The following is a 21,908-nucleotide window of genomic DNA, read 5'->3' on the forward strand; positions in this document are numbered from 1 at the left end:
TGTAGGAGATGGTTCATTATGAATCAGCAAACGACGAAAATTGTAGAACTAGATGTACGTCCTCACTTGACCAAAAAGCTTGAGCCTTTCCAGTTAATTATGGATACGGTGAAGGAGTTAGAGGTTGGGGATATTTTTGTACTCCATGCGACCTTTAAGCCAACGCCTTTGTTAGGTGTTTTGAAGATGAAGGGCTTTGTTAATAAGGTAGAGCGTAAAGAAAAAGATCATTGGGTAGTTTCTTTTGTCAATAAAAAATATAAGCATCTATTAGATATAGAAGAATCTTCACTAGATGTTGAGCTGGTTTCTTCAGCTCTGTCTTCTGATGAAGAGGCTATAGCGAGAGAATCGAAAACAATCTCGCTCGATAATCGTGGATTAGAGCCTCCTCAACCGATGATGCGTACATTAGCTGCTTTAGATCGCAGCCGCCCCGGAGATCGAGTGAGCATTCACAATGATCGGGTCCCTGTTTTTTTAATAGAAGAATTGAATCGACTGGGTTGTCCTTTTATTGTAGATGAACAGCTTGATGGCACAGCAAAAGTAACGATTCATAAGGTATAAGGGGGCGAGGACTATGTTTCGTCTCCCATTTCTCTTTATTATTACGGGGATGATTGGTTTCTTTGTATTTCACGGAGCATCCATTCTGACATTATTCGATTGGCTTCATCAGAATTTACGAGGGCCGGGTGGCTGGTTTTATACCCATATATTTGTCCTTGGATGGGCTACGATGTTGGCAATGGGGGCTGTATATCAGCTTATTAATGTCATTTTACAGTCAACCATTTATAGTCAAAAACTTGGTTATGTACACTATGCCTTTTTCACAGTAGGTCTTAGTGGTTTGTTATATGGTTTTGTCACGATGAAGACGATGTATATTGCTGGATTTGCAACGTTAGCTTTTATAGGAATCATCCTTTTTGCAGTTAATATTGGTGTAACTTTATGGCGTGCAAACAAATGGGATGCTATTACGATTAGCGCAGCTTGTGCGGTTCTCTATTTAGTGCTGACAGGGCTAATTGGTATGTGGATGGGTATTAATTTTTATACAGGAAATCGAACTGCTTTACATGAAAGATTACTGGGAGCCCATATTTGGCTAGGGACGCTTGGCTGGTTTGGCATGCTGATCACAGGATTCAGTTATAAAATGCTACCGATGTTTTATTTGTCTCATCATTATCCAATACAGCTGCAATGGGTAACTATGGTCACATGGAACGGTGCGGTAGTGTTTGGAGCGGTGTCATTTTTGCTTGGTGGAGGTTTTTGGACAACATGGTTGGCACTTCTACTAGTAGCAGCTGCACTTATTTTTTATAATATCCATCTACTTCAAATTAAAAAACATCGAGTGAAGCCGAATCCAGGTCACGGTATTCGATGGTCGATTTATGCGGCGCAATTTCTCTTATTATTTGTAGGTGTGTTGCTCCTTTATGCGTTAGTTTTTCCAGCTCAACTTCTACATACTAAAATGGTGCTGCTAGCTGGGTGGGTTTATCTTGGGGGATGGGTGTCTTTTACAATCCTTTGTTATGTATCGAAAATTATTCCGTTTCTATGGTGGACACATAAATTTGGCAAGCTGGCGGGGAGACCGGGAACTCCATTAATGGCGGATTTGCTAGATGATAAGAAAGTGCGTATTGGCGTCAGCGTTATCGCTCTCTGTTTGTTACTCGTATTCACGGCTATTTTGATAGATAGCGAAATGCTTATTGTCATCAGTGGCATAGCTTTGTCGATTTCTTCCGTTCTGTACATGATTTTGATTGGCCGTGTGTTTAGGCGGTAAAAAACGAAGAAGGAATGAGTGAGTGATATGGATATGATTGAACGTATTCGTGAATTACTTCGGCTTGTTTATGACCCTGAGCTTGGGATTAGTATTGTTGATTTAGGCCTAGTCTATGATATTCAATATGAGGCTAACAAAGTGTATATCAAAATGACGTTAACAACGCCAGGATGTCCCATGCACGACATGATCACAGGTGGTGTGGATTTTATATTGAAGGATCGTCTTGATATTACTGATGTTGAGGTCGATGTTGTTTGGGAGCCGAAGTGGTCACCGGACATGATTTCTGATGAAGGAAAGAAAGCATTGAGTTACTTTTGAGCGAGTGCTTTGCAGTTCATTCCAAAAAGGATGTGTCAGCCAATGATTGAGCTTATTGCAACAGCTGAATCAGTAGAGCAAGGAAAGTTATTAATCGGCGTAGGTGTCGATACGTTGTACATAGGAGAAGATGAATTCGGTTTGCGTTTACCGGGTTCTTTTTCGTGTGATGACATTGAGGAAATGACCTCTTTTGCCCATCAACATCATAAGCGGGTATGTGTCGCGGTTAATGCTTTAATGCATAATAATCGGATTGAGAAAATCATCCCTTATGTAACATTTTTGCAGTCTGTTGGCGTGGATTCTATAACTGTCGGCGATCCAGGCGTCATTCATCTACTGAAAAAGCATCAGATTGATTTACCTTATATCTACGATGCGCAAACGATGGTAACAAGCGCAAGGCAAGTGAACTTTTGGGCACAGCGTGGAGCGATTGGTGCTGTCCTTGCAAGGGAACTACCTTATGAAGAGTTAAAATCAATTCGACGGCAAGTAACCGTTCCAGTTGAAGTACTAGTTTATGGAGCTACTTGTATTCAGCAATCGAAACGACCATTAGTCGAAAATTATTTTAACTTTACCGAGCAAGCCGTTCAACAACAGCCGCTATTTATCTCGGAGCCTAAAAAAGATGATACGCACTATTCTATTTATGAAGATTGTAATGGCACGCATATTTTTGCGACGGATGATGTGAATTTATTGCCACAGTTAGATAAATTAGTTGCAGCGGGGTTAACACAGTGGAAGCTGGATGGTATTTTTACAAAAGGACAATCATTTGTGGATATTGTCAGTTTGTTTGTGGAAGCGAGACAAGCGTTTGCAGAGCAACGTTGGACGGCGGATGTGCGGGAGCAGTTAAATAGTCGGTTACTTGCATTACATCCAGCGGAAAGATCAGTAGACGAAGGTTTCTTTTTGAAGGAACCGAGCGATGTCAAATAAGGAGGCGGCAAATGATGGGAGTTACGACCAAGAGAGTGATTACAAAAAAGCCGGAAGTGTTGGCACCGGCTGGAACGCTTGAAAAACTAAAAACCGCTATCCGTTACGGGGCAGATGCTGTCTATATTGGTGGTAATGCGTATGGTTTGAGGAGCCGAGCGGGAAACTTCACGTATGATGAAATGCGGGAGGGTGTGGCATTCGCTAAAGCGGCAAATGCCAAGGTGTATGTAGCAGCAAATATGGTGGCACATGAAGGCGATGTTGAAGGGGCGGGGAAATTTTTTCGAGAGCTACGGGATATCGGTATACGGGCGGTTATTGTATCTGATCCAGCTTTAATAGAGATATGTGCGATGGAAGCACCTGGATTACCGATTCATTTATCGACGCAGGCTTCGGCAACGAATTATGAAACATTGAATTTTTGGCAGGCAGAAGGCTTGGAACGCGTCGTTTTGGCAAGGGAAGTTGAGATGGATGAAATACGGGAAATACGTCGGAACACAGATATAGAAATTGAGGCCTTTATCCACGGGGCGATGTGTATTTCCTATTCGGGCCGTTGTGTGCTATCCAATCATATGTCAGAGCGGGATGCTAATCGCGGAGGATGCACGCAGTCTTGCCGTTGGAAGTATGGTTTGTTCGATGAAGAACAGAACTCGTTGCTCGGTGGTGAAATACTTGAGGAGTTTTCAATGAGTGCGGTAGATATGTCCATGATTCGTCATATTCCTGACCTGGTTGAAAGCGGTATAGATAGTTTTAAAATCGAGGGACGCATGAAGTCAATTCATTACGTGTCAACGGTTTCCAATGTTTATCGTCGAGCAATCGACGCTTATTGTGATGATCCTGATAACTATGAATATAAGCAAGAGTGGGAAGACGAGTTATGGAAAGTAGCACAACGGGAGTTGGCAACTGGATTTTACTATGGAACACCAACGGAGCATGAGCAGTTATTCGGCAAGCCACGCAAAATTCAGGCCTATAGTTTTATTGGACAAGTATTGGCTTATAATGAAAAAACTCAAATTGCGACCATTCAACAACGTAATCATTTTGGGCTTGGAGATACGGTTGAGTTTTATGGACCAAAATTTACGCATGTTTATCAAACGATAGATGAATTATGGGATGAGCACAGCAACCCGATTGAACATGCACCAAGTGCTATGATGATTGTACAAGCGAAAGTAACAGTCCCTGTAAAACCATTTAATATGATTCGTAAGAAGAAGCATATGTGAATAGTGGAAGTAGTATTCCTCGACTGCATGACGGGTCGAGGTTTTTTTGAATTAATTGATAAAGATGCTTTCTTGACAATAAAAAATGAGAGCCCTACACTTATGATAAGAAAAGATAGTTGGAGGACCTTATGACAAATCAACCATTCATCCCGATTATTGTCGGAACAGATATGAACGCCTACAATATGGCGATTTCATTCCACGAGGAATATGGCATTAAACCGATTCTAGTTGGAAAAGAGCCTTTATCATTTACTAGTTTAAGCTCGATCATCAAAAGTATAGAGCTCAATCCAAAATTGCCGGAAAAGAAAGTGTTTGTTAGCTTTTTAAAAGAAGTGGCAAAGAAGTATGCAGAGCCAGGGAAGAAAATGCTGCTGATTGGCACGAATGATTTATACGTTCGTATGATTATTGAAAATGCTGCTGAGTTAACAAGTGATTTTGTATTTAACTATATTTCAGAGCCACTTATGAATGATTTACTTGTTAAATCGAATTTTTATAAGCTATGTGCAGAACATGGTATTGAGGCGCCGGCCACGTACTTTTATTCATGCCTAGATGACAAACCATTCGAGGAAGAGGTCATGTTTCCTATCATTATCAAGCCGAGTAACGGCGTTGAGTATTATAAGAATCCATTTGACGGTATGCAAAAAGTTTATAAGGTCGATTCATATGCTGAAATCGGACCTATTATTGATACGATAAAAGCCAGTGGATACAAAGAGGAACTTATTATTCAGGACTATATCCCCGGCGATGATACGTATATGTGGGATTCAGTATTTTACATGAATAGCCATGGTAAGGCTGAATTGATCACGTTTGCGCAAGTTGTGTTACAGGAGCATACGGTTACGGCTATCGGTAATTATACAGCACTAATCACGAGATATAACGAAGAGGTCATGCTGAAATTGAAAGGGTTCCTTGAAGCATTAAATTATGTTGGTTACGCTAATTTCGATTTGAAATATGACGAACGGGACGGCAAGTTCAAAGTGTTTGAAGTGAATATAAGGCAAGGCAGGTCGAGCTATTATATTACAGCCTGCGGACATAATATGGCTAAATACTTTGTGGATGATATCATTCATGGTCAGCAAAAGCCACTGACATTATTGAATGAAAAATTCCTCTTCACGGTTGTTCCTAAAATTGTATTAAAGAAATTTGTCGCGAACAGTGAAGTGCGAGCTGAAGCAAAGGCCTTAATTCGGGCAGGTAAATATGTGAACCCATTATTTTATAAAAAAGATACTCATTTTAAACGAAAGTTCTATTTATTTGCACGGCAGATTAATTATTATCGTAAATATAAAAATAGCCAGTGGTGATAGAAATCCCTTATGCACAATGCATGAGGGATTTTTTTTAGATTAAGAAAAAGCTAGTTACAGGGCTTTATATTTATGTTATTATGTATTAAATGATTGGAATAATCAGAAATATAGAAAGAGAGGTTTTAAGTATGAGGGGACTCGGGAAAAAGAAAGTGGGATGGCTAGCGGGCTTAGTAAGTGCATGTTTACTTCTCCTTGTTGGTTTCAATGAACATCCTCCTAAGCAAGTAGAGATGACAGGAATGATTAGTGTTGCACATCGTGGGGCTTCTAGTTATGCACCTGAAAATACACAAGCTGCTTTTCAGAAAGGGCTGGAGCTTGGCGCTGATTTTCTGGAGAGTGATGTCCACCTTTCCAAAGATGGTGAACTAGTTATTATACATGATGAAAAAGTGGATCGAACGACGAATGGTACAGGATTTGTCAAAGACTACACACTCGCTGAATTGAAGGAACTGGATGCGGGAACGTCATTTGATGCTTCTTTTAGCGGAGAAAAGATTATTACGCTTGATGAATTACTTGATGAATTTTATGGTGAAATTGGGCTGTTAATAGAGATTAAGAAGCCAAAATTATATCCAGGTATTGAGGAAAAAGTAGTTGAATTATTAAAGAAGTATGAAGATGTAAGCGGTGTCATTGTGCAATCGTTCGATATTGAATCGATGAGAAAAATCCACTCCTTATTACCGGAATTACAAATTGCTGTTTTGATGAAGCCGTCAACATTACTCCCTTCATCTAAGCGTCTTGAAGATTTAACGTCCTTTGCTACCTACATAAACTTTAATGTTTCGTATATTAATAAGCGGATGGTCGATCGCATACATACATATGGTGGAAAAGTGTTAGTTTGGTCAAAGCAGGATCAGCAGTTGATTGCCAAGGCTTTTCAATATGGAGTAGATGGTATTATTACGGATTTTGCACAGTGGCCGGTTGAAGAGCCAACTTTCCTAGCAAGACATTAGTAAATAGAAAAGAAGTATTCCAGCTATGATGCGGAATACTTCTTTTTTGCGTGATGAACGATTAAGTAAAGCGTTCGACGAGATTATGCATGCGCTCGGCTTCCGTTTGGAGTTCGAGTGATGACAGCATAATGGAATTGACGGCTGTCTTTTGCTCATCGATAGATGCATTGACTTGTTGTGTCGCGGCTGCAGATTGTGTAGCTACACTGGCAATCTGGCTAATGGCACCTACGACAACTTGGCGATTGGCATCCATATCATTCATATCCATTTCGAGTGAATGGAGGAGGGAGGAAATGTCTCCAATGGATTCGGACAAATAGGTGAAGGCTTCTTTCGTCTCATGAATAGCCACGACCTGCTCATGGGATAGCTCAAGTGTATGTGTCATATGGCTTCCAGAATTTGCTGTTTCCTGTTCGATATGAACGAGAAGATCGCGGACTCGATTAGTTGCCTCGTTAGTATCTTCCGATAGCTTCCGAACTTCCTCAGCTACAACGGCGAATCCTTTCCCATGTTCACCAGCTCTTGCTGCTTCAATACTTGCATTTAAGGCAAGTAGATTCGTCTGAGCTGAAATGGATGAAATTGTTTGAACAATTGTTTGAATTTCACTTAATCTTGCTGTTAGATTTGAAAAATTTGTTTGCAATCCATCAATCACAGCAGTGAACTCATTCGAATTTTGTTCGAGGTCATTCACTTTTTCGCTACCCGTTTGTTGAAGAGTAGTCATTTTGTTGACTTCTTGAACGACATCTCCATATTGCATAGTTGCCTTTGCGATGAGGTTAGACAAGTTGTCCACTTTATGAATGGCGACGTCAGCTTCTTCGGCTTGTACAACAGCACCTTTTGAAATGTCTTCAATGGCCTGATGGATTTCGTCGGTAGATGCCGTTGTTTCTTCAGTAATAGCGCTGAGCATATCGGAGGAATCTCGCATCTTCTCGGAAGAATCCCGGGTATGACTGACCATTTCATGGAGATTATTTTTCATTTCATTGACATGGATGGCTAGATGACCAAGCTCATCATGAGATTGGATAGGGATATTATCCCCGCTTAGTTTCCCTTGTGCGATGTTGGAGGTCATCTCCATAATTTTCTCGATATAGGCTGTCATTCGACTAGAGAAGATGAAAAACAGACCGATCCCGATGATAATTGCGATAATTAGGGTTAACAATGTATAGGTCAACAGATGCTTTGCTCCGGCATTAAAGTCCATTTCATATGTTCCGGCAGCAATAATCCATTCCCATTGGGGATCAAAAGCACTATAGGTTATTTTAGGTGCTTCCACTTCTGGCTTGGTAGGCAGTGGCCAATCATAGCGAGCAAATCCTCCACCATTTTTAGCAACATCAATGACTTCACGGATAAAGTAACGACCATCTTTAGTTTGTTCGTCATATAGATTTTGACCTTCTATATTTGGGTGAGCATCAAGGATCCCATCTTCTTTTACGACATAAAAATAGAAGTTTTCACCGTATTTCACAGGATTGTCAATAGAACGTGTACCGTCTGCATTTTTTGCTCCAACAATTTGAATGCGGGCCTTTTCCTGTGCCTCCTCCAGTGTTAAAGAACCATTTTGAACTTGATCATCCAGTTCTTCTATCATGTCCAAAATGGCGTACGTTCCGTTTTGAAGCCCAAGCTGTCCAATCTTGTCGAGTTCACTTTTTGCAACAAAGTAACTAACTGTACCAACGACGATAAGCGGAAGTATGATTACAATTGCAGCAAGGGCCATGAGTTTATTGCGTACGGATATTTTCATCATCTAGTCCTCCAATATGCAGCGTATTATACTAGCAACGATTTTAAAACATATATTGCTAGTATAATATAAGAGGGGATTATAAAACAGTGAATTCTGAAATTTGCGCTAAATGTTAATGGTTCGACAAGGTATCATCATGTAATAAGTGTATATGTAATATAGTATGAACAGTTTTGTCTGAAATAGCGTGTAGTGGCGGCTGTTATGATAAACTGTAAGGACTAGATTGAAAGTGGGGGTTCAAATGTCCTTCTTAGAAAATATGGATGATGTATTTAAAGCAAAATGGAAATTCGAGCACGAGATGCCGATTCAAACAAAATTGATCCCAGAGATGTTGGCGGGTTTTGATATTGTGGCGGAATCTCCGACTGGCTCAGGTAAGACGTTGGCCTTCGTATTACCGATTTTACAACTCGTTGATGGTGATAAAAAGCAGACGCAGGCGCTGATTATCACGCCATCACAGGAGCTATCGATGCAAATCGTTAATGTCATCAGAGAATGGGTCCAAGGGACAAATATTACGGTTACGCAATTAATTGGTGGAGCTAATATGCAACGCCAGATTGAGCATTTAAAGAAAAAACCGACAATTGTTGTTGGGACGCCAGGTCGTTTGGCTGAACTTGTAAAAGTGAAAAAGTTGAAAATGTATGATATCCGTCATATTGTGCTGGACGAAGGTGATCAGCTACTATCTCGTGATCATCGCGTCATTGTGAAAAATATGATTGAAGCGGCTAATCCAGAGAGGCAAGTGGTTGCTGTATCTGCAACGATTACAGAAGAAATTGAAGTGGTTGCTAGCAAATTTATGACTAATCCACTCTGCCTCCAAGTGAGTGCTGAAGAAATGCCGAAATCGGGGAAGGTTGTCCATTCGTTCGCTAAGACGGATGTACGTGATAAGACAGATGTCTTGCGTGGAATCTCGCATTTGAAGGGAATCCGTGCGCTTGCCTTCATCAATAATGTCGATCAGCTTCGTATGAAGGAAATGAAACTTAGATATAATGAAGCACCGATAGCAGTTCTACATTCAGAAATGAAGAAATTTGAAAGACAGCAAACATTGGACAAATTCCGTAAAGGCGAGTTGCGTGTGCTAATTGCAACAGATCTAGCAGCACGTGGACTTGATATCGAAGGATTAACGCATGTCATCCACGTTGACGTGCCACACACAATTGAACAATACCTACATCGTTCAGGTAGAACGGGACGCGCAGGCGAAGACGGAGAAGTGCTAACACTATTGTCTTATGCAGAAGAACGCGATTACCGCAAGCTGACAAAGGGCATTAAAACAGTCCAGAAAGTATGGTACAAAGGCCAGCTGACAGAAGGTAACTCTAAAACGGTTGGCAATACGAAGAAAAAGTAACAAAAAGGCTACCCTTTGAATCGATATGGATTCAAAGGGTAGCCTTTTTTGTTGGGGTCTAGGCTTTATCGCCTGACCAGGCGCTTACGTTTTTGTTCTTAGATTAGATTTCAGTCAAAATAATTGGTGTGCCTTTTGTGACAATCACTGTATGCTCGATTTGAGCCACAAGGGAATTATCAGGTGTGACGAATGTCCAGCCGTCTCCAAGTTCGATAATATGCTCAGCTTTCTGTGAGATGAAAGGCTCAACAGCTAAGACCATACCTTCTTTTAGGAGAGTTCTATCGGATGGATCAAAATAGTTTAAAATATGTTGGGGTTCTTCATGCAATGATTTACCAATGCCGTGACCCGTTAAATTTTTAATAACTGTCAGTCCATGATTTTTTGCTTCGCGTTCAACAGCTTTGCCGATTCTATTGAGACTAGAGCCTGCTTTGACATTCGTCATGGCAAGATCGAAGGCACTTTTTGCCACATCACACAGTTGCTGTTTTTTGTCGTCAGGTGTTCCGACGACAAAGGAAATGCCTGTATCGGCGAAATAGCCGCCGTAAGAGCCAGAGACATCGATGTTGACAAGATCCCCGTCTTGAATAATACGAGCGCCCGGAATACCGTGTGCGACTTCATTGTTGACGCTGATGCAAGTATAACCAGGGAAATCGTATTGATCGATTGGTGCGGAAACTGCTCCTTTTTCCTCGAAGAGACGTCCACCAAGTTCGTCAATTTCCTTTGTTGTTTTGCCAGGGACAGTTGCTGCCTTTAGTGCTTCTCGGATTTCAGCAACAATTTTGCCTATTTTTTTTAACGCTGTAATATCCTGTTCAGTTTTTGCAATCATTATGCACAAATCCTTTCTGCCGTTCGTTTTTTCTATATCATACTATATCATATTGCAACGCAGAAAAAAGCCTGTAAACAATTTTAAAGTTTACAGGTTGATGGATTATTTTTTCGGAATCGTCGTATTGGTGCTTTTCTTATTGGCGATTATTTTACGGACGATGGGGTAGGCGATAGGCGCGACTTTAATAGCTGTTTTAATTAACTTACCAAGATTCAAATGAATTCTCTCCCCAAAACAATATTTACTATCCAATTCCCATATTTCAAGTGGGATAAACCTTATTTTAATACTTTGACCCCTTGAATGATATTCCAAATCACGATAATGATAAAAAGGAGCCCATAGATAAGAGTGAAAAGAAAGGGAGCTAACTGCCAAAAACCGAATCCAAAATTTTCGCTAGGCATTCCGCTTAGGCGGCTTGTAAAAGAAAACATTGAAAAAGAAAAAATAACAAAACCAGCAATCAGTATCACCGTCGGAATAAGATGCGATACGAGAGAGCGTTTAGCATGAAACTTAATTTCCCTGTCATCTGTGATGAAATAAATAATGACAGGAAGAAGTAAAGGGGCAAAAAAAACACTGAAGTAGCATAGAGCGGCCAATAGTTTATTGTTTTTCAAGAGTTATCCCTCCATTGTACGTTAACTATATAGGTTTTTTGTTATATCTGTTAATTATCTTGCTTAAAGATTCTCTATCTTATACAATGAACTATACAAGTTGAACTAAAGAATCCTACTAAAGCCGCTTGGCGCTAGGGGATGCCTCTCGCGATAAGCCGGCCAGAAAACCACTGGCGGGGAGGGATTGAACTGCATCCCTCCTTTGTCTTATCGCTTCGGCTACCCCAGTAGTCGCCTTCGCTGGTGATTATGTTACAATCATAGGTTCAACATATATAGATAATTAAATAACTTGAACCACAAGGGGTGCCTATTTGGGCTGAGATTGGACGAGTTGTCCTGACCCTTCGAACCTGTAAGATTATTCTTGCGTAGGGATGTGGATGGCAATCGTCATATTTGTGATGTCCCATTCTATCCGGGATGTCTTTTTTTATGCCCACATTCCTATGCCAACTAGTTGGAGGAGGAAGTCATTTGGATCGTAAACGTCTGCAATTTTTACTCGAAGTAGCTATTTTGGGGGCTATATCATTTGTGCTTGATAAGATTGGATTTTCAATGCCACAAGGGGGCTCGATTACACTATCGATGTTGCCAATCATTGTTATGGCATTTCGTTGGGGTATTGTAGGGGGAATGCTAACAGGATTCATCTCCGGTATTTTGCAAGTTGCAACGGGTGCCTATGTCTTCACTCCAATTCAAGCTGTACTTGATTACTTTGTTGCATATGCACTTGTTGGGGTGGCAGCGATTACGCTTGGTTGGCTGTTAAGTAGCCAAGCGAAAAGTAATAAAGGAGCGATGGTTACGGCAATAGTTGTTGGGACGATTATCGGTGGGCTTCTTCGACTCCTTGCCCATTTCATTGCAGGGATTGTGTTCTTTGCGTCATATGCCCCAGAAGGACAGCCTGTTTGGCTTTATTCGCTTGTATATAATGCGAGTTTTATGATTCCTTCCATCATTTTATCAGCACTTGTAGCCTCATTATTATTTACGACAGCACCGCGTTTGCTACAGCGTACATGAAAAATCGCCGTTCTTCTCAAAGGAGGAACGGCGATTTTTTTATTTTGTAGCTGTAAGTTGTTTTCTTGTGAAAAAAATAATGGCGCCAATGACTGCCGTTAGAAAAAGCGCTGCAGCCGACACGAATAACTCGTCAACACCATTTTTTACTGCAATCCCTATAAATGCCCACATGAAGACGCTGCTAAGTGCTATATCCGCATGATGGTACAGGAAATGGAGTGCAATCGCAGTAGCGAAGGTCAAATAAATGACCGTCCATAATGGATCACTTAATCCCCAACCAGACCATTCGTGTAGTGTTAGGACATAACTGATATTGGCAATGGTTGCAAAGAAAATCCAACCGAGGTTAATAGCTATCGGGATTCTTCCGAATAATTGGTTGTCTTTCTTTGGATAGGTAAAGTAAAGGGCAAGTAACGCAAAGAGTAGCAAAGCCATGAAGACGATTGTCCAATTAAAGAAACCATAATGCCAAAGCAGGAGCCATACGATATTAAGTAGGCAACTGGCGACAAACAGGGTAGCTCTCCAATTTTGTAGCGTTTGGGTAACATTTATATTATTTTGTCTAAAGCCATATAGCCAAAAGGCGAGTAGTACATAAATGATAGCCCAAAGTGCAAAGACATATCCCGCCGGCATAAATAGCACTGGTAATCTGCTTGCAATGACTGCTGTTGTACTTCCGTTAAAAGGTATACTATTTGCTGCTACATTGACAAGGCCAACTGCAATGAGCGAAAGGGTCATAATCATAATTCTATACATATTCAAATCCTCCTATTGAATAGTATACATAGGAAAGGCGGACCCTGCGAAGGAAAGTGTGAAGTTTCCGTCACAATTAAAACTTGAATTAACAGAGAGTACAAAATTGGAACGTAATTATGTCAAGCTGTAGTGGATACAGTTCGCATGCCGAAGTTTCATGTTATAATTAAGAGGTGTTTTTAGAAAATTAAGAACGGTTGAAGGGGGAAGTTACGTTGACACAACAAGCATATTCTGAAGTATGGGATCTTGATGTATTTTTCGAAGGTGGAAGTGATTCGCAACAATTGCGTACGCACCTAGATGATGTAAAAGAAAAGCTCAGTTCATTAGAGGAGACGGCTCGTGCATTTCAAATTCCAGCGTCATCCCTTGTAGCAAACGAAGTAGCAAATCTTATCGATTCGATAAAAGACGTGGCGCTGAATTTGTCGCAGGCAGGTGCTGTCATCGGGTGTTTCCTAGCAGCTGATACAACCGATAAAAAAGCATTAATTCTACAAGGAGAAACGACTGCACTTAGTGCGCGATTTTCGACTGTGCTGTTGAAAGTCCAGCAAACATTGGCAAAGTCAGATGAGGATACATGGCAGGTGCTTACTAAATCGGATGAGCTAAAGGAATTTGAATTCGTACTTAATGAGTGGCGCGAAGAGGTTGCTTTGAAGCTTTCCGAAGAGGAAGAAAGCGTCATCACATCGTTAAGCGTTGATGGCTATCATGGCTGGGGTCAATTATATGACTTGCTTGTCCGAGATATTAAAATTAAAATCGAAGTGGATGGCGTAGAAAAAGAACTATCTGTTGGGCAAGCTAATAATTTAAGTTCACATGCTAGTGCTGATGTACGAAAGCGCTCATTTGAAGCGTTGGAAGAAGCATGGGGAGCAAAAGAAGATTTCTTCGCTTCTGCATTGAATCGGCTTGCAGGGTTTAGGCTTGCAGTATACAAAAAACGCGGATGGGATTCTGTCTTGAAGGAGCCGCTTTTGCGTAACCGTATGAGTGAGGAAACGCTCAATGCAATGTGGGCTGCGATTGGGGCCAATAAAGCACCATTTGTGGAATACTTGAACGTCAAGGCAAAAATGCTAGGTACGGAAAAGATGAATTGGTATGACATGGATGCACCAGTGACAGCATCGACGAAAAAACTATCCTATCAGGAAGGTGCACAATTCATCTTGCAACATTTTGGCGAATTTGGTCCTGAGCTCGAAGCGTTCTCGAGGAAGGCGTTTGAAGACAGCTGGATTGAGGCGGAAGATCGCCCAAACAAACGACCGGGTGGTTTCTGTACGGGTATGCCGATGTCAGAGCAGTCTCGTATCTTTATGACTTATAGTGGAACGATGTCGAACGTTGCGACACTTGCTCATGAACTTGGTCATGCATTCCATTCTTACACATTGCGCCCGGTTCATTGGATGAATCGCCAATATGCAATGGGCGTTGCAGAAACAGCATCGACATTTGCAGAGATGATTGTAGCTGATGCAGCTGTGAAAGCCGCAGAAACGAATGAAGAAAAAATTGCATTGTTAGAAGATAAAATTCAGCGTAGTGTGGCATTTTTTATGAATATTCATGCGCGGTTTTTATTTGAAACAAGATTTTATGAGGAACGAAAAAATGGTATTGTTTCATCTGAAAGATTGAACGACTTGATGGTAGAGGCGCAGCAAGAAGCTTATGGGGATGCACTTGACACAACACATCCACACTTCTGGGCATCAAAGCTGCATTTCTATATTACAAGTACACCGTTCTATAATTTCCCGTATACATTTGGCTACTTATTCTCATTAAGTATTTATGCAAAAGCATTAGAAGAAGGCCAAGGCTTTGAGCAGAAATATATGGCGCTATTACGTGACACAGCGGTGATGAGTGTTGAAGAGCTCGCGATGAAGCATCTTGGTGAAGATATTTCGCAACAGGAGTTTTGGGCAAAGGGAGTAGCATTATGTGTGAAGGATGTTAAGGAGTTCTTGGAACTTACTTCGGTAAAAGGGTGAATAGCTATTGATTTTGCTTGAAGGAGAAACTTGTTACTTACGGATATTGACAGAGGAAGACGCATCGCTCTTTACAAAATTACTTACTGCCAATAAAGATTATTGGTCTGTATTTGAACCACGCCATGAAGCAAGCTATTTTAGCGTCAGTGTTCAGAAAGAGAAAATTAGAGAGTCAATTTATCAAATGCGGGACAGGAGAGAATATAACTTCGGTATATTTGATTCCAATACGAGTAGGCTAGTCGGCCATATCTCGCTCTACAGTATTAAAAGGTTGCCCTTTTCGAGTGGCTTTGTAGGCTACTCCATTGATGAAAGAGAGATAGGACGGGGACTTGGAACGGAAGCTGTTCGCCTTGTGACAAATTTTGCATTTGGGAAAATTGCTTTACATCGGGTTGAAGCATTCGTTTCACCTCGTAATATTGGATCTATGAAAGTCTTGGAAAAGGCGGGTTATTGTCAAGAAGGTCTGATGCGAAAATTATTGTATATAAACGGTGTCTGGGAAGATCACTATATGTATGCAACAATCGAGGATGATTTTTGAAAGGGTAAGAATGTATTGCACAGATGGGCAATAAATATAAAAAGCCGATACCTGTAAAAGGGCATCGGCTTTTGTCTATTTCCCAGGAAATAAGTCAATCATTTCTTAGTTACAAAATCGTATCCATTGACAATAATATCGAGTTTCCCAGTATCAGGATGAGCTACTAGTCCGTGGATTGGAACATTTACATCCATCAAAGGATGATTTCGAGTAAGATCAACACTCATTTTGACACTTTCTGTTACATCACTAAACCCATGAAGCCAATCTTTCATATTGACGCCAGAGTATTGTAAAGTTTTGAACAGACTTTTGTCAATACCTCGGTCCACCATTTGACCGATAATATGATCTGTATTCGTAGAGCTCATACCACAATCATGATGTCCAATGATAAATACTTCGTCAGCCTGTAATTCATAGATGGCTAACAGTAAACTCCTCATAACACTGCCGAATGGATGATTGACAATCGCGCCAGCACTTTTAATAATTTTGGCATCACCATTCTTTAAGTTCATCGCTTTAGGTAACAATTCAATTAACCGTGTGTCCATACAAGTCAAAATTACGATATGCTTATCAGGAAATTTTGTTGTTGCATACTGTTCATATTGTTTCTCGCTGACGAATGTTTCGTTAAACTCCAGAATTGTAGAGAGAATTGTCATAGTAAGCCTCCAGTTTTTTTAATAAGTCTTATAATACAGATATATATGTAAAAAGAAAAGAGTTGCCAGGCGGCAACTCTTAAAATTTATTTTCTGGTTTCGGATCAATTGTTTCAGAATCGGAAGCAATGAAAACTGTTTGGAGACTTCTCATAATAAATAATCCGGAAATACCAAGACAGACCATGAAACCGATGACTGTTGTGAACATTAAGCCCATGTATAAGACCCCTCTCTATAATGATAGTTAGCCTTGGCTTTCATTATACAGTATAAAGTTGTATTTTTTAAGGGGTAAATAAAAATATGTCATGAATTGTGAAGTTTTTTAGAAGCCCCAATTACCTGCACGGAATACTGGTTCAGTAGATCCATCATCGAAAACTCCATCAATATCCATTTCCTCAGACCCAATCATAAAGTCAACATGTGTGATACTTTGGTTCAAGCCATGCTGTTCAAGCTCCTCACGGGACATCTTCTTGCCACCCTCGATACAAAATGCGTAAGCACTGCCAAGAGCGAAGTGATTTGATGCATTTTCGTCGAACAATGTATTATAGAAGAGCAACCCAGATTGTGAAATAGGCGAAGCATGTGGAACGAGTGCGACTTCTCCAAGATGTTTCGCCCCTTCGTCTGTATCGATAAGTCGCTTTAATACCTCTTCTCCCTGCTCAGCTGAAACATCTGTTACACGTCCATTTGTAAATGTAATTTTGAAGTTATCGATGATGTTGCCACCATAGCTTAATGGTTTTGTGCTGGATACATAGCCATTGACGCCTGTTTTCAAAGGAACCGTGAAGACCTCCTCAGTTGGCATATTTGCCATGAATGTATGTCCTTTTTCATTGACACTGCCTGCGCCACACCATAAATGGCCTTCAGGTAACTCGACTGTTAAATCTGTACCTGGCGCTGTGTAATGCAGTTTACGGAAGCGTTTGTTATTCAAATAGTCGACTTTTGCGTGTAAGTTGTTGTCATGTTCAACCCAAGATTGAATTGGATCTTCTTGGTCTGCACGGACAGCTTTGAAAATAGCATCCCATAGTGCGGGCACTTGGTCACCTGTGGGAAGTTCTGGGAACACTTTGGCAGCCCATGCTTCGGACGGTGATGCAATAACTGTCCAGCTAATTTTGTCAGACTGAACGTATTGACGGTACTTATCAAGTGCTTGACCAGTTGCTTTTTGAGAATCGGCGATGCGTGAAGGATCAATTCCATTCAAAAGATCTGGGCTTTGGGAAATGATGCTCATAAATGCTGCACCCTTCTCTGCAAGTTGTTCGCGTTCCATCACTTTCCATTCCGGAAATTCAGCAAAAGAGTCAGCTGGTGCTTTTTCATAACGTAAACGGGAAACGACATCATCGGCCCAATCTACAAATACTTGGCGAGCTCCTGCATTATAAGCTTTTTCTGTGATGACACGGACGAACTCAGTTGCTTCAGTTGAAGCACTAATATAAAGATATTGGTTTGGTTGAATATTAACCCCCACATTTACTGCAAGCTCAGCGTAGCTTGACAATTGTTGTTCAAAAGTTGACATGAATGATTGCTCCTTTCCTTACTATTTATAATAATACCAAGATACTGTTGAAGCCTGCAACGTCAAAATACGAAGTGAATTGTGGCAGTTTGTTAAAATCACCATATTTTTTCTATCCTTGTTCCTAAAGAAATTAAGAAAGATGCCGAAATAAGAAGAAGAATGGAATTTTTGGAGGTTCAACCTATGGATTTATCAACGGTTTTAGGGCTTGTACTTGGACTTGTCGCATTATTGATTGGAATGGTTATGAAAGGTGTTGCACTTACGAGTTTACTGAACACGGCGGCTATTCTTATCATCATTGCAGGGACAATTGCATCGGTCGTTATCGCTTTTCCTACGAATGAATTGAAACGTGTACCGAAGCTATTTGGTATAATCTTTAAAGAGCAAAAACTTGCATCAGATGCAAATATCATTCGCATGTTCTCGGGGTGGGCAGATGTTGCACGTCGTGAGGGGCTACTATCGCTTGAAGCAAAGACGGACGATATTAAAGACCCATTTTTAAAAAATGGTCTTGGCTTAGCGATTGATGGACAAAACGCAGATTATATCCGTGATGTTCTTAGCGAAGAAGTAGATGCAATGGAGGATCGCCATGCGGCTGGTGCGTTGATCTTTTCGCAAGCAGGTACATATGCGCCGACACTCGGGGTTCTAGGGGCTGTAGTAGGACTTATTGCTGCGCTGGGGGATTTAACTGATATTGAAAAGTTAGGTACTGCCATTTCAGCAGCATTCGTAGCTACATTACTTGGGATTTTTACAGGGTACGTTCTTTGGCACCCTTTTGCCAATAAGTTGAAACGTAAATCGGCAGATGAAGTTCGCCAAAAAATGATGATGATTGAAGGAATTCTCTCTGTGCTTGAAGGGGAGGCACCACGTGTGATTGAACAGAAACTATCTTCTTATTTATCAGCTGACGAGCGTCTGAAACTAGCGGCTAAAAATGATGATGGTAAGAAGGGAGAGAGCTCGTTTGCCGAAGAGACGTAAGAAGAAAAAAGAAGAACACGGAGTTGATGAATCCTGGCTTTTGCCATACGCCGACCTTCTGACGCTTCTTTTCGCACTTTTCGTGGTACTTTTTGCATCCAGTACAATAGACGAGTCGAAACTCAATCAGATATCATCGGTTTTCAATCAAATATTTGATGGTGGACATGGTATGATGGATCATGCTGCACCTACAGCTGTTCCTATACCTAAAGATTCAGTAGGCACCAATGAGGAAAATACATCTTATTTGGAAGATCAAAAGTCACTCGGTGAAATTCAAGAGAGTTTGGATGAATATATCGCAGTAAATGAATTGGAAAATCAATTTAAAACAAAATTGACGGATGAGGGACTGCTTATTACAATCAGAGATAGTATTCTGTTTAGTACGGGGAAAGCGACGATACGTGAGGAGTACAAGTCGATTGCTGGTGACCTTACTGAACTGCTTGTCTTTGATCCACCCCGTCAGATTGTAATAGGTGGGCATACTGATAATGTTCCGATACGCAATGCCGAGTTTCAATCAAACTGGGAACTGAGTGCAATTCGGGCAGTAAATTTCTTAGAAATACTTATTCAAAATGAAAATATTGACCCGTTACTCTTTAGCACGAAGGCTTATGGTGAAAATCAACCAGTTGCATCAAATGATACAGCAGAGGGTCGCGATCAAAATCGTCGGGTAGAAGTACTTATTCAACCACTTGTCCTCAAAGATGGAACGTCATTTGAATAATAGTAAACGATAAAAAAATTCACCAATAGGAAAGTCTACTGGTGAATTTTTTTCTATATACTTTGAATTAAATAATCCGACTACCCGCCGATTTCCGTTACGAGCGGACGCTTTCCGCGGGCACGGCTTCAGCCTCCTCGTCACTGCGTTCCAGCGGGGTCTTCAGCTCGCGCTGTTCCCGCTGGAGTCGCCGCTCTTCACTCCAATCGGCTGGAGAAAAATTAATTCAACTTATATATCTAACTATTGATGACCTATTTCCTCAACGAGCCTAGTTCCGCCACGATGGCTTGCATTTCATTTGGTGTAATTGTGTCGCGCTTCATAACCATTTCGTACATATAGTGCAAATCTTCATATTGTGAAGTGCTGAAATTCTCTGCTTTCATTGCATCTACGTTAACCATACGAAGCTTTTCTTTAATTTGTTCAATCATGTACATGACGTTTTCTGGTGTTGGTTGTGTTAAATCCATGACAGTTGCCCACCTTTCATTTGCTTGGCATTAATCATTTCATTAATCTAACGTAGTGTCAACATCAATTGCGCCTCGGCGTAATTGCGTCGGGATTTTGAATTGTGCATAGCACAATTAACTCCCCTCAAAATCCTTGACATCCGCCGGAGGCTTAACTTGAATCAGCAAATGTATTTGCTGATTCAAGTTAAAGTTAAGCAGTTCTTTTAGCTTCTTTCTTTGCTGCTTCCTCTTCTTTCATTTTTACTTGGAAGCGTTTTGTTTCATATACAATAACACCAGACAAGCCTAGGAGACCGATTAAGTTTGGAATGGCCATGAGTCCATTCATGACGTCAGCGAATGACCATACGATGTCGAGTGTTGCTGTAGCTCCTACGAAGATAAATAAAACAAATGCAACCCGGTAAAGGATTACGAATTTTTGATTCGGCACCAAGTATTGGAAACATTTTTCGCCGTAATAGCTCCAACCTAAAATTGTAGAAGAGGCAAAGAAAATCAGGCCAATTGCCACGATGAATGGTCCAGCGTCTCCTAGGAAAGTACCGAATGCAGCAGCTGTTAGATCACCTGCTGAAATAGAAGTATCTTTCCACTGATTAGACATAACAATCGTTACACCTGTAATCGAACAAATAATAAGCGTATCGAAAAATACCTGTGTCATGGAAATGAGTGCTTGCCTACCGGGTAGGTCTGTTTTGGCGGCAGCTGCAGCGATTGGTGCGGATCCAAGACCCGCCTCATTGGAGAATAGGCCACGAGCAACTCCGAAGCGTATAACGGTACCAATTGCACCGCCTGCTAGCGCCTGTCCGCTAAATGCATCTGAGAAAATCAATCCAAATGCAGCAGGAACAAGTTCGAAATTCATGATAACGACAATCGCACCTGCGATAAAATAGAAAAGTGCCATAATCGGAACGAAAAATGCTGTCACTCTTCCAATTGATTTAATACCACCAAGAATAACGAGTGCTCCAAAAATAAGGAGTCCAATACCCGTAGCCCAGTGTGGAACATCGAAAGTAAGTTTCATGACATCGGCAACTGCTTTTGCTTGTGTCCCGTTCCCAATGCCAAATGCTGCAATGGCGCCGAAAAGAGCAAAAAGGACCCCGAGCCATTTTTGTTTCAATCCATGCTCGAGATAATACATTGGTCCGCCGGCCATTTGACCTTGAGAGTCTTTTACACGGTATTTAACTGCTAGAATGGCTTCCCCATATTTTGTTGCCATACCGAAAAATCCTGCTAGCCACATCCAGAAAACTGCTCCTGGTCCCCCCATGACTACGGCAGTCGCAACCCCAACAATATTCCCGACCCCAACAGTTGCGGCCATAGCTGTCATAAGTGCCTGAAATTGTGAAATATCCCCGTCTGCTTTTTTATCATGATTCTTTGAAAAAACCTGCTTTAATGAATACGGTAAAAGTCGTACTTGAATAAATGCGAGTCTAGCTGTTAAGAAAATCCCTGTTCCAACGAGTAGGATAAGAAGTGGCGGTCCCCAAATAACTCCACCAATCTTATCTAAAAAACCTTGTAATGCATCCATTCCCTTACCCCCTTTGTGAGTTTGGCAGTGCGTTAACTAAAATTGAGTCTAAGACCTTTGTTATAATCGCCTCCCTTCAGCTTATCAATTGGGTAGATCTATTATTAATATTCCGAAAGTTTTGAGCTTTCGTCAAGTGTTTTTTCGG

General features: G+C 41.0%; 22 protein-coding genes and 1 riboswitch. Of the genes, 13 read left to right on the forward strand and 9 right to left on the reverse strand.

Translation table 11 applies throughout. From position 1 onward, the window contains the following. The first annotated feature begins 18 nt into the window (after positions 1-18). The 7 genes from N1I80_RS03820 (at position 19) to N1I80_RS03850 (ending at position 6,682) form a co-directional block, all read left to right on the forward strand. Positions 19-570, forward strand: a complete 552-nt coding sequence (locus N1I80_RS03820) for a DUF2249 domain-containing protein (protein WP_340736634.1) — start codon at positions 19-21, stop codon at positions 568-570. Between the two features lie 13 nt (positions 571-583). Beyond that, on the forward strand, positions 584-1,816 hold the full coding sequence (locus N1I80_RS03825; RefSeq protein ID WP_340736635.1) for a hypothetical protein: 1,233 nt from the start codon (positions 584-586) through the stop codon (positions 1,814-1,816). 27 nt (positions 1,817-1,843) lie between these two features. After that, positions 1,844-2,143 (forward strand): metal-sulfur cluster assembly factor, encoded by a 300-nt coding sequence (locus tag N1I80_RS03830; protein WP_340739957.1) that lies wholly within the window; start codon positions 1,844-1,846, stop codon positions 2,141-2,143. A gap of 42 nt (positions 2,144-2,185) precedes the next feature. Beyond that, entirely contained in the window at positions 2,186-3,097 is a 912-nt protein-coding gene (locus N1I80_RS03835; RefSeq protein ID WP_340736636.1) for a peptidase U32 family protein, read from the forward strand. 14 nt (positions 3,098-3,111) lie between these two features. Beyond that, positions 3,112-4,353, forward strand: coding sequence for a peptidase U32 family protein (locus N1I80_RS03840; RefSeq protein WP_340739958.1), 1,242 nt, complete (start codon positions 3,112-3,114; stop codon positions 4,351-4,353). Between the two features lie 131 nt (positions 4,354-4,484). Next, a complete protein-coding gene (locus N1I80_RS03845; protein WP_340736637.1) occupies positions 4,485-5,699 on the forward strand; it encodes a carboxylate--amine ligase in 1,215 nt (404 codons plus the stop codon). Positions 5,700-5,833: 134 nt separating this feature from the next. Continuing rightward, the gene (locus N1I80_RS03850; RefSeq protein ID WP_340736638.1) at positions 5,834-6,682 is read left to right on the forward strand and encodes a glycerophosphodiester phosphodiesterase; all 849 of its coding nucleotides are present in this window, start codon (positions 5,834-5,836) and stop codon (positions 6,680-6,682) included. Between the two features lie 61 nt (positions 6,683-6,743). Here N1I80_RS03850 and N1I80_RS03855 read toward each other — a convergent pair whose 3' ends face one another. Beyond that, entirely contained in the window at positions 6,744-8,477 is a 1,734-nt protein-coding gene (locus tag N1I80_RS03855; protein ID WP_340736639.1) for a methyl-accepting chemotaxis protein, read from the reverse strand. A gap of 247 nt (positions 8,478-8,724) precedes the next feature. On the opposite strand from N1I80_RS03855, the gene N1I80_RS03860 reads away from it, so the two are divergent. Then, a complete protein-coding gene (locus tag N1I80_RS03860; RefSeq protein ID WP_340736640.1) occupies positions 8,725-9,867 on the forward strand; it encodes a DEAD/DEAH box helicase in 1,143 nt (380 codons plus the stop codon). Positions 9,868-9,970: 103 nt separating this feature from the next. On the opposite strand, the gene map is transcribed toward N1I80_RS03860, so the two are convergent. Both map and N1I80_RS03870 read right to left on the reverse strand, forming a co-directional pair. Next, entirely contained in the window at positions 9,971-10,717 is a 747-nt protein-coding gene (map, locus tag N1I80_RS03865) for a type I methionyl aminopeptidase (protein ID WP_340736641.1), read from the reverse strand. A gap of 284 nt (positions 10,718-11,001) precedes the next feature. Beyond that, a complete protein-coding gene (locus tag N1I80_RS03870) occupies positions 11,002-11,349 on the reverse strand; it encodes a DUF4870 domain-containing protein (protein WP_340736642.1) in 348 nt (115 codons plus the stop codon). A gap of 295 nt (positions 11,350-11,644) precedes the next feature. Beyond that, positions 11,645-11,747, forward strand: a riboswitch (TPP riboswitch). A gap of 82 nt (positions 11,748-11,829) precedes the next feature. Here N1I80_RS03870 and thiT point away from each other — a divergent pair. Beyond that, on the forward strand, positions 11,830-12,387 hold the full coding sequence (gene thiT, locus N1I80_RS03875) for an energy-coupled thiamine transporter ThiT (protein ID WP_340736643.1): 558 nt from the start codon (positions 11,830-11,832) through the stop codon (positions 12,385-12,387). A 39-nt stretch (positions 12,388-12,426) separates the two neighbouring features. On the opposite strand, the gene N1I80_RS03880 is transcribed toward thiT, so the two are convergent. After that, positions 12,427-13,161, reverse strand: coding sequence for a tryptophan-rich sensory protein (locus tag N1I80_RS03880; RefSeq protein ID WP_340736644.1), 735 nt, complete (start codon positions 13,159-13,161; stop codon positions 12,427-12,429). Positions 13,162-13,379: 218 nt separating this feature from the next. Between N1I80_RS03880 and N1I80_RS03885 the strand changes: the two genes are divergently transcribed. Both N1I80_RS03885 and N1I80_RS03890 read left to right on the forward strand, forming a co-directional pair. Continuing rightward, positions 13,380-15,182, forward strand: a complete 1,803-nt coding sequence (locus tag N1I80_RS03885; RefSeq protein WP_340736645.1) for a M3 family oligoendopeptidase — start codon at positions 13,380-13,382, stop codon at positions 15,180-15,182. A gap of 7 nt (positions 15,183-15,189) precedes the next feature. Next, on the forward strand, positions 15,190-15,735 hold the full coding sequence (locus tag N1I80_RS03890; protein WP_340736646.1) for a GNAT family N-acetyltransferase: 546 nt from the start codon (positions 15,190-15,192) through the stop codon (positions 15,733-15,735). Between the two features lie 98 nt (positions 15,736-15,833). On the opposite strand, the gene N1I80_RS03895 is transcribed toward N1I80_RS03890, so the two are convergent. The 3 genes from N1I80_RS03895 to N1I80_RS03905 form a co-directional block, all read right to left on the reverse strand. Beyond that, on the reverse strand, positions 15,834-16,409 hold the full coding sequence (locus tag N1I80_RS03895; RefSeq protein WP_340736647.1) for a beta-class carbonic anhydrase: 576 nt from the start codon (positions 16,407-16,409) through the stop codon (positions 15,834-15,836). Between the two features lie 79 nt (positions 16,410-16,488). Then, positions 16,489-16,629 (reverse strand): hypothetical protein, encoded by a 141-nt coding sequence (locus tag N1I80_RS03900; protein WP_340736648.1) that lies wholly within the window; start codon positions 16,627-16,629, stop codon positions 16,489-16,491. Positions 16,630-16,737: 108 nt separating this feature from the next. Beyond that, the gene (locus N1I80_RS03905) at positions 16,738-17,970 is read right to left on the reverse strand and encodes an aminopeptidase (RefSeq protein ID WP_340736649.1); all 1,233 of its coding nucleotides are present in this window, start codon (positions 17,968-17,970) and stop codon (positions 16,738-16,740) included. A gap of 186 nt (positions 17,971-18,156) precedes the next feature. Between N1I80_RS03905 and motA the strand changes: the two genes are divergently transcribed. Next, positions 18,157-18,975 carry a flagellar motor stator protein MotA gene (gene motA, locus N1I80_RS03910; RefSeq protein WP_340736650.1) on the forward strand — a complete coding sequence of 273 codons (819 nt, stop codon included), beginning with the start codon at positions 18,157-18,159 and terminating at the stop codon, positions 18,973-18,975. After that, a complete protein-coding gene (gene motB / locus N1I80_RS03915; RefSeq protein WP_340736651.1) occupies positions 18,959-19,717 on the forward strand; it encodes a flagellar motor protein MotB in 759 nt (252 codons plus the stop codon). Before motA ends, motB begins: the two co-directional genes overlap by 17 nt. Before the next feature lie 254 nt (positions 19,718-19,971). On the opposite strand, the gene N1I80_RS03920 is transcribed toward motB, so the two are convergent. Both N1I80_RS03920 and N1I80_RS03925 read right to left on the reverse strand, forming a co-directional pair. Beyond that, positions 19,972-20,193, reverse strand: a complete 222-nt coding sequence (locus tag N1I80_RS03920) for a DUF1128 domain-containing protein (protein ID WP_340736652.1) — start codon at positions 20,191-20,193, stop codon at positions 19,972-19,974. A 196-nt stretch (positions 20,194-20,389) separates the two neighbouring features. Beyond that, positions 20,390-21,760 (reverse strand): alanine/glycine:cation symporter family protein, encoded by a 1,371-nt coding sequence (locus N1I80_RS03925; protein WP_340736653.1) that lies wholly within the window; start codon positions 21,758-21,760, stop codon positions 20,390-20,392. Positions 21,761-21,908: the final 148 nt, after the last annotated feature.

It is taken from the genome of Sporosarcina sp. FSL K6-3457 (assembly GCF_038007285.1).
In the GTDB taxonomy this organism is placed as follows: domain Bacteria; phylum Bacillota; class Bacilli; order Bacillales_A; family Planococcaceae; genus Sporosarcina.

Excerpts from the sequence above, each read along its gene's own strand:
- N1I80_RS03900 (WP_340736648.1), bottom strand. The coding sequence starts at position 16,629 with ATGGGCTTAATGTTCACAACAGTCATCGGTTTCATGGTCTGTCTTGGT.
- N1I80_RS03820 (WP_340736634.1), top strand. The coding sequence starts at position 19 with ATGAATCAGCAAACGACGAAAATTGTAGAACTAGATGTACGTCCTCAC.
- N1I80_RS03920 (WP_340736652.1), bottom strand. The coding sequence starts at position 20,193 with ATGGATTTAACACAACCAACACCAGAAAACGTCATGTACATGATTGAA.
- N1I80_RS03835 (WP_340736636.1), top strand. The coding sequence starts at position 2,186 with ATGATTGAGCTTATTGCAACAGCTGAATCAGTAGAGCAAGGAAAGTTA.
- N1I80_RS03830 (WP_340739957.1), top strand. The coding sequence starts at position 1,844 with ATGGATATGATTGAACGTATTCGTGAATTACTTCGGCTTGTTTATGAC.
- N1I80_RS03905 (WP_340736649.1), bottom strand. The coding sequence starts at position 17,970 with ATGTCAACTTTTGAACAACAATTGTCAAGCTACGCTGAGCTTGCAGTA.
- N1I80_RS03850 (WP_340736638.1), top strand. The coding sequence starts at position 5,834 with ATGAGGGGACTCGGGAAAAAGAAAGTGGGATGGCTAGCGGGCTTAGTA.
- N1I80_RS03925 (WP_340736653.1), bottom strand. The coding sequence starts at position 21,760 with ATGGATGCATTACAAGGTTTTTTAGATAAGATTGGTGGAGTTATTTGG.
- N1I80_RS03840 (WP_340739958.1), top strand. The coding sequence starts at position 3,112 with ATGGGAGTTACGACCAAGAGAGTGATTACAAAAAAGCCGGAAGTGTTG.
- N1I80_RS03880 (WP_340736644.1), bottom strand. The coding sequence starts at position 13,161 with ATGTATAGAATTATGATTATGACCCTTTCGCTCATTGCAGTTGGCCTT.
- N1I80_RS03825 (WP_340736635.1), top strand. The coding sequence starts at position 584 with ATGTTTCGTCTCCCATTTCTCTTTATTATTACGGGGATGATTGGTTTC.
- map (WP_340736641.1), bottom strand. The coding sequence starts at position 10,717 with ATGATTGCAAAAACTGAACAGGATATTACAGCGTTAAAAAAAATAGGC.
- N1I80_RS03855 (WP_340736639.1), bottom strand. The coding sequence starts at position 8,477 with ATGAAAATATCCGTACGCAATAAACTCATGGCCCTTGCTGCAATTGTA.
- N1I80_RS03845 (WP_340736637.1), top strand. The coding sequence starts at position 4,485 with ATGACAAATCAACCATTCATCCCGATTATTGTCGGAACAGATATGAAC.
- motA (WP_340736650.1), top strand. The coding sequence starts at position 18,157 with ATGGATTTATCAACGGTTTTAGGGCTTGTACTTGGACTTGTCGCATTA.
- N1I80_RS03895 (WP_340736647.1), bottom strand. The coding sequence starts at position 16,409 with ATGACAATTCTCTCTACAATTCTGGAGTTTAACGAAACATTCGTCAGC.
- N1I80_RS03860 (WP_340736640.1), top strand. The coding sequence starts at position 8,725 with ATGTCCTTCTTAGAAAATATGGATGATGTATTTAAAGCAAAATGGAAA.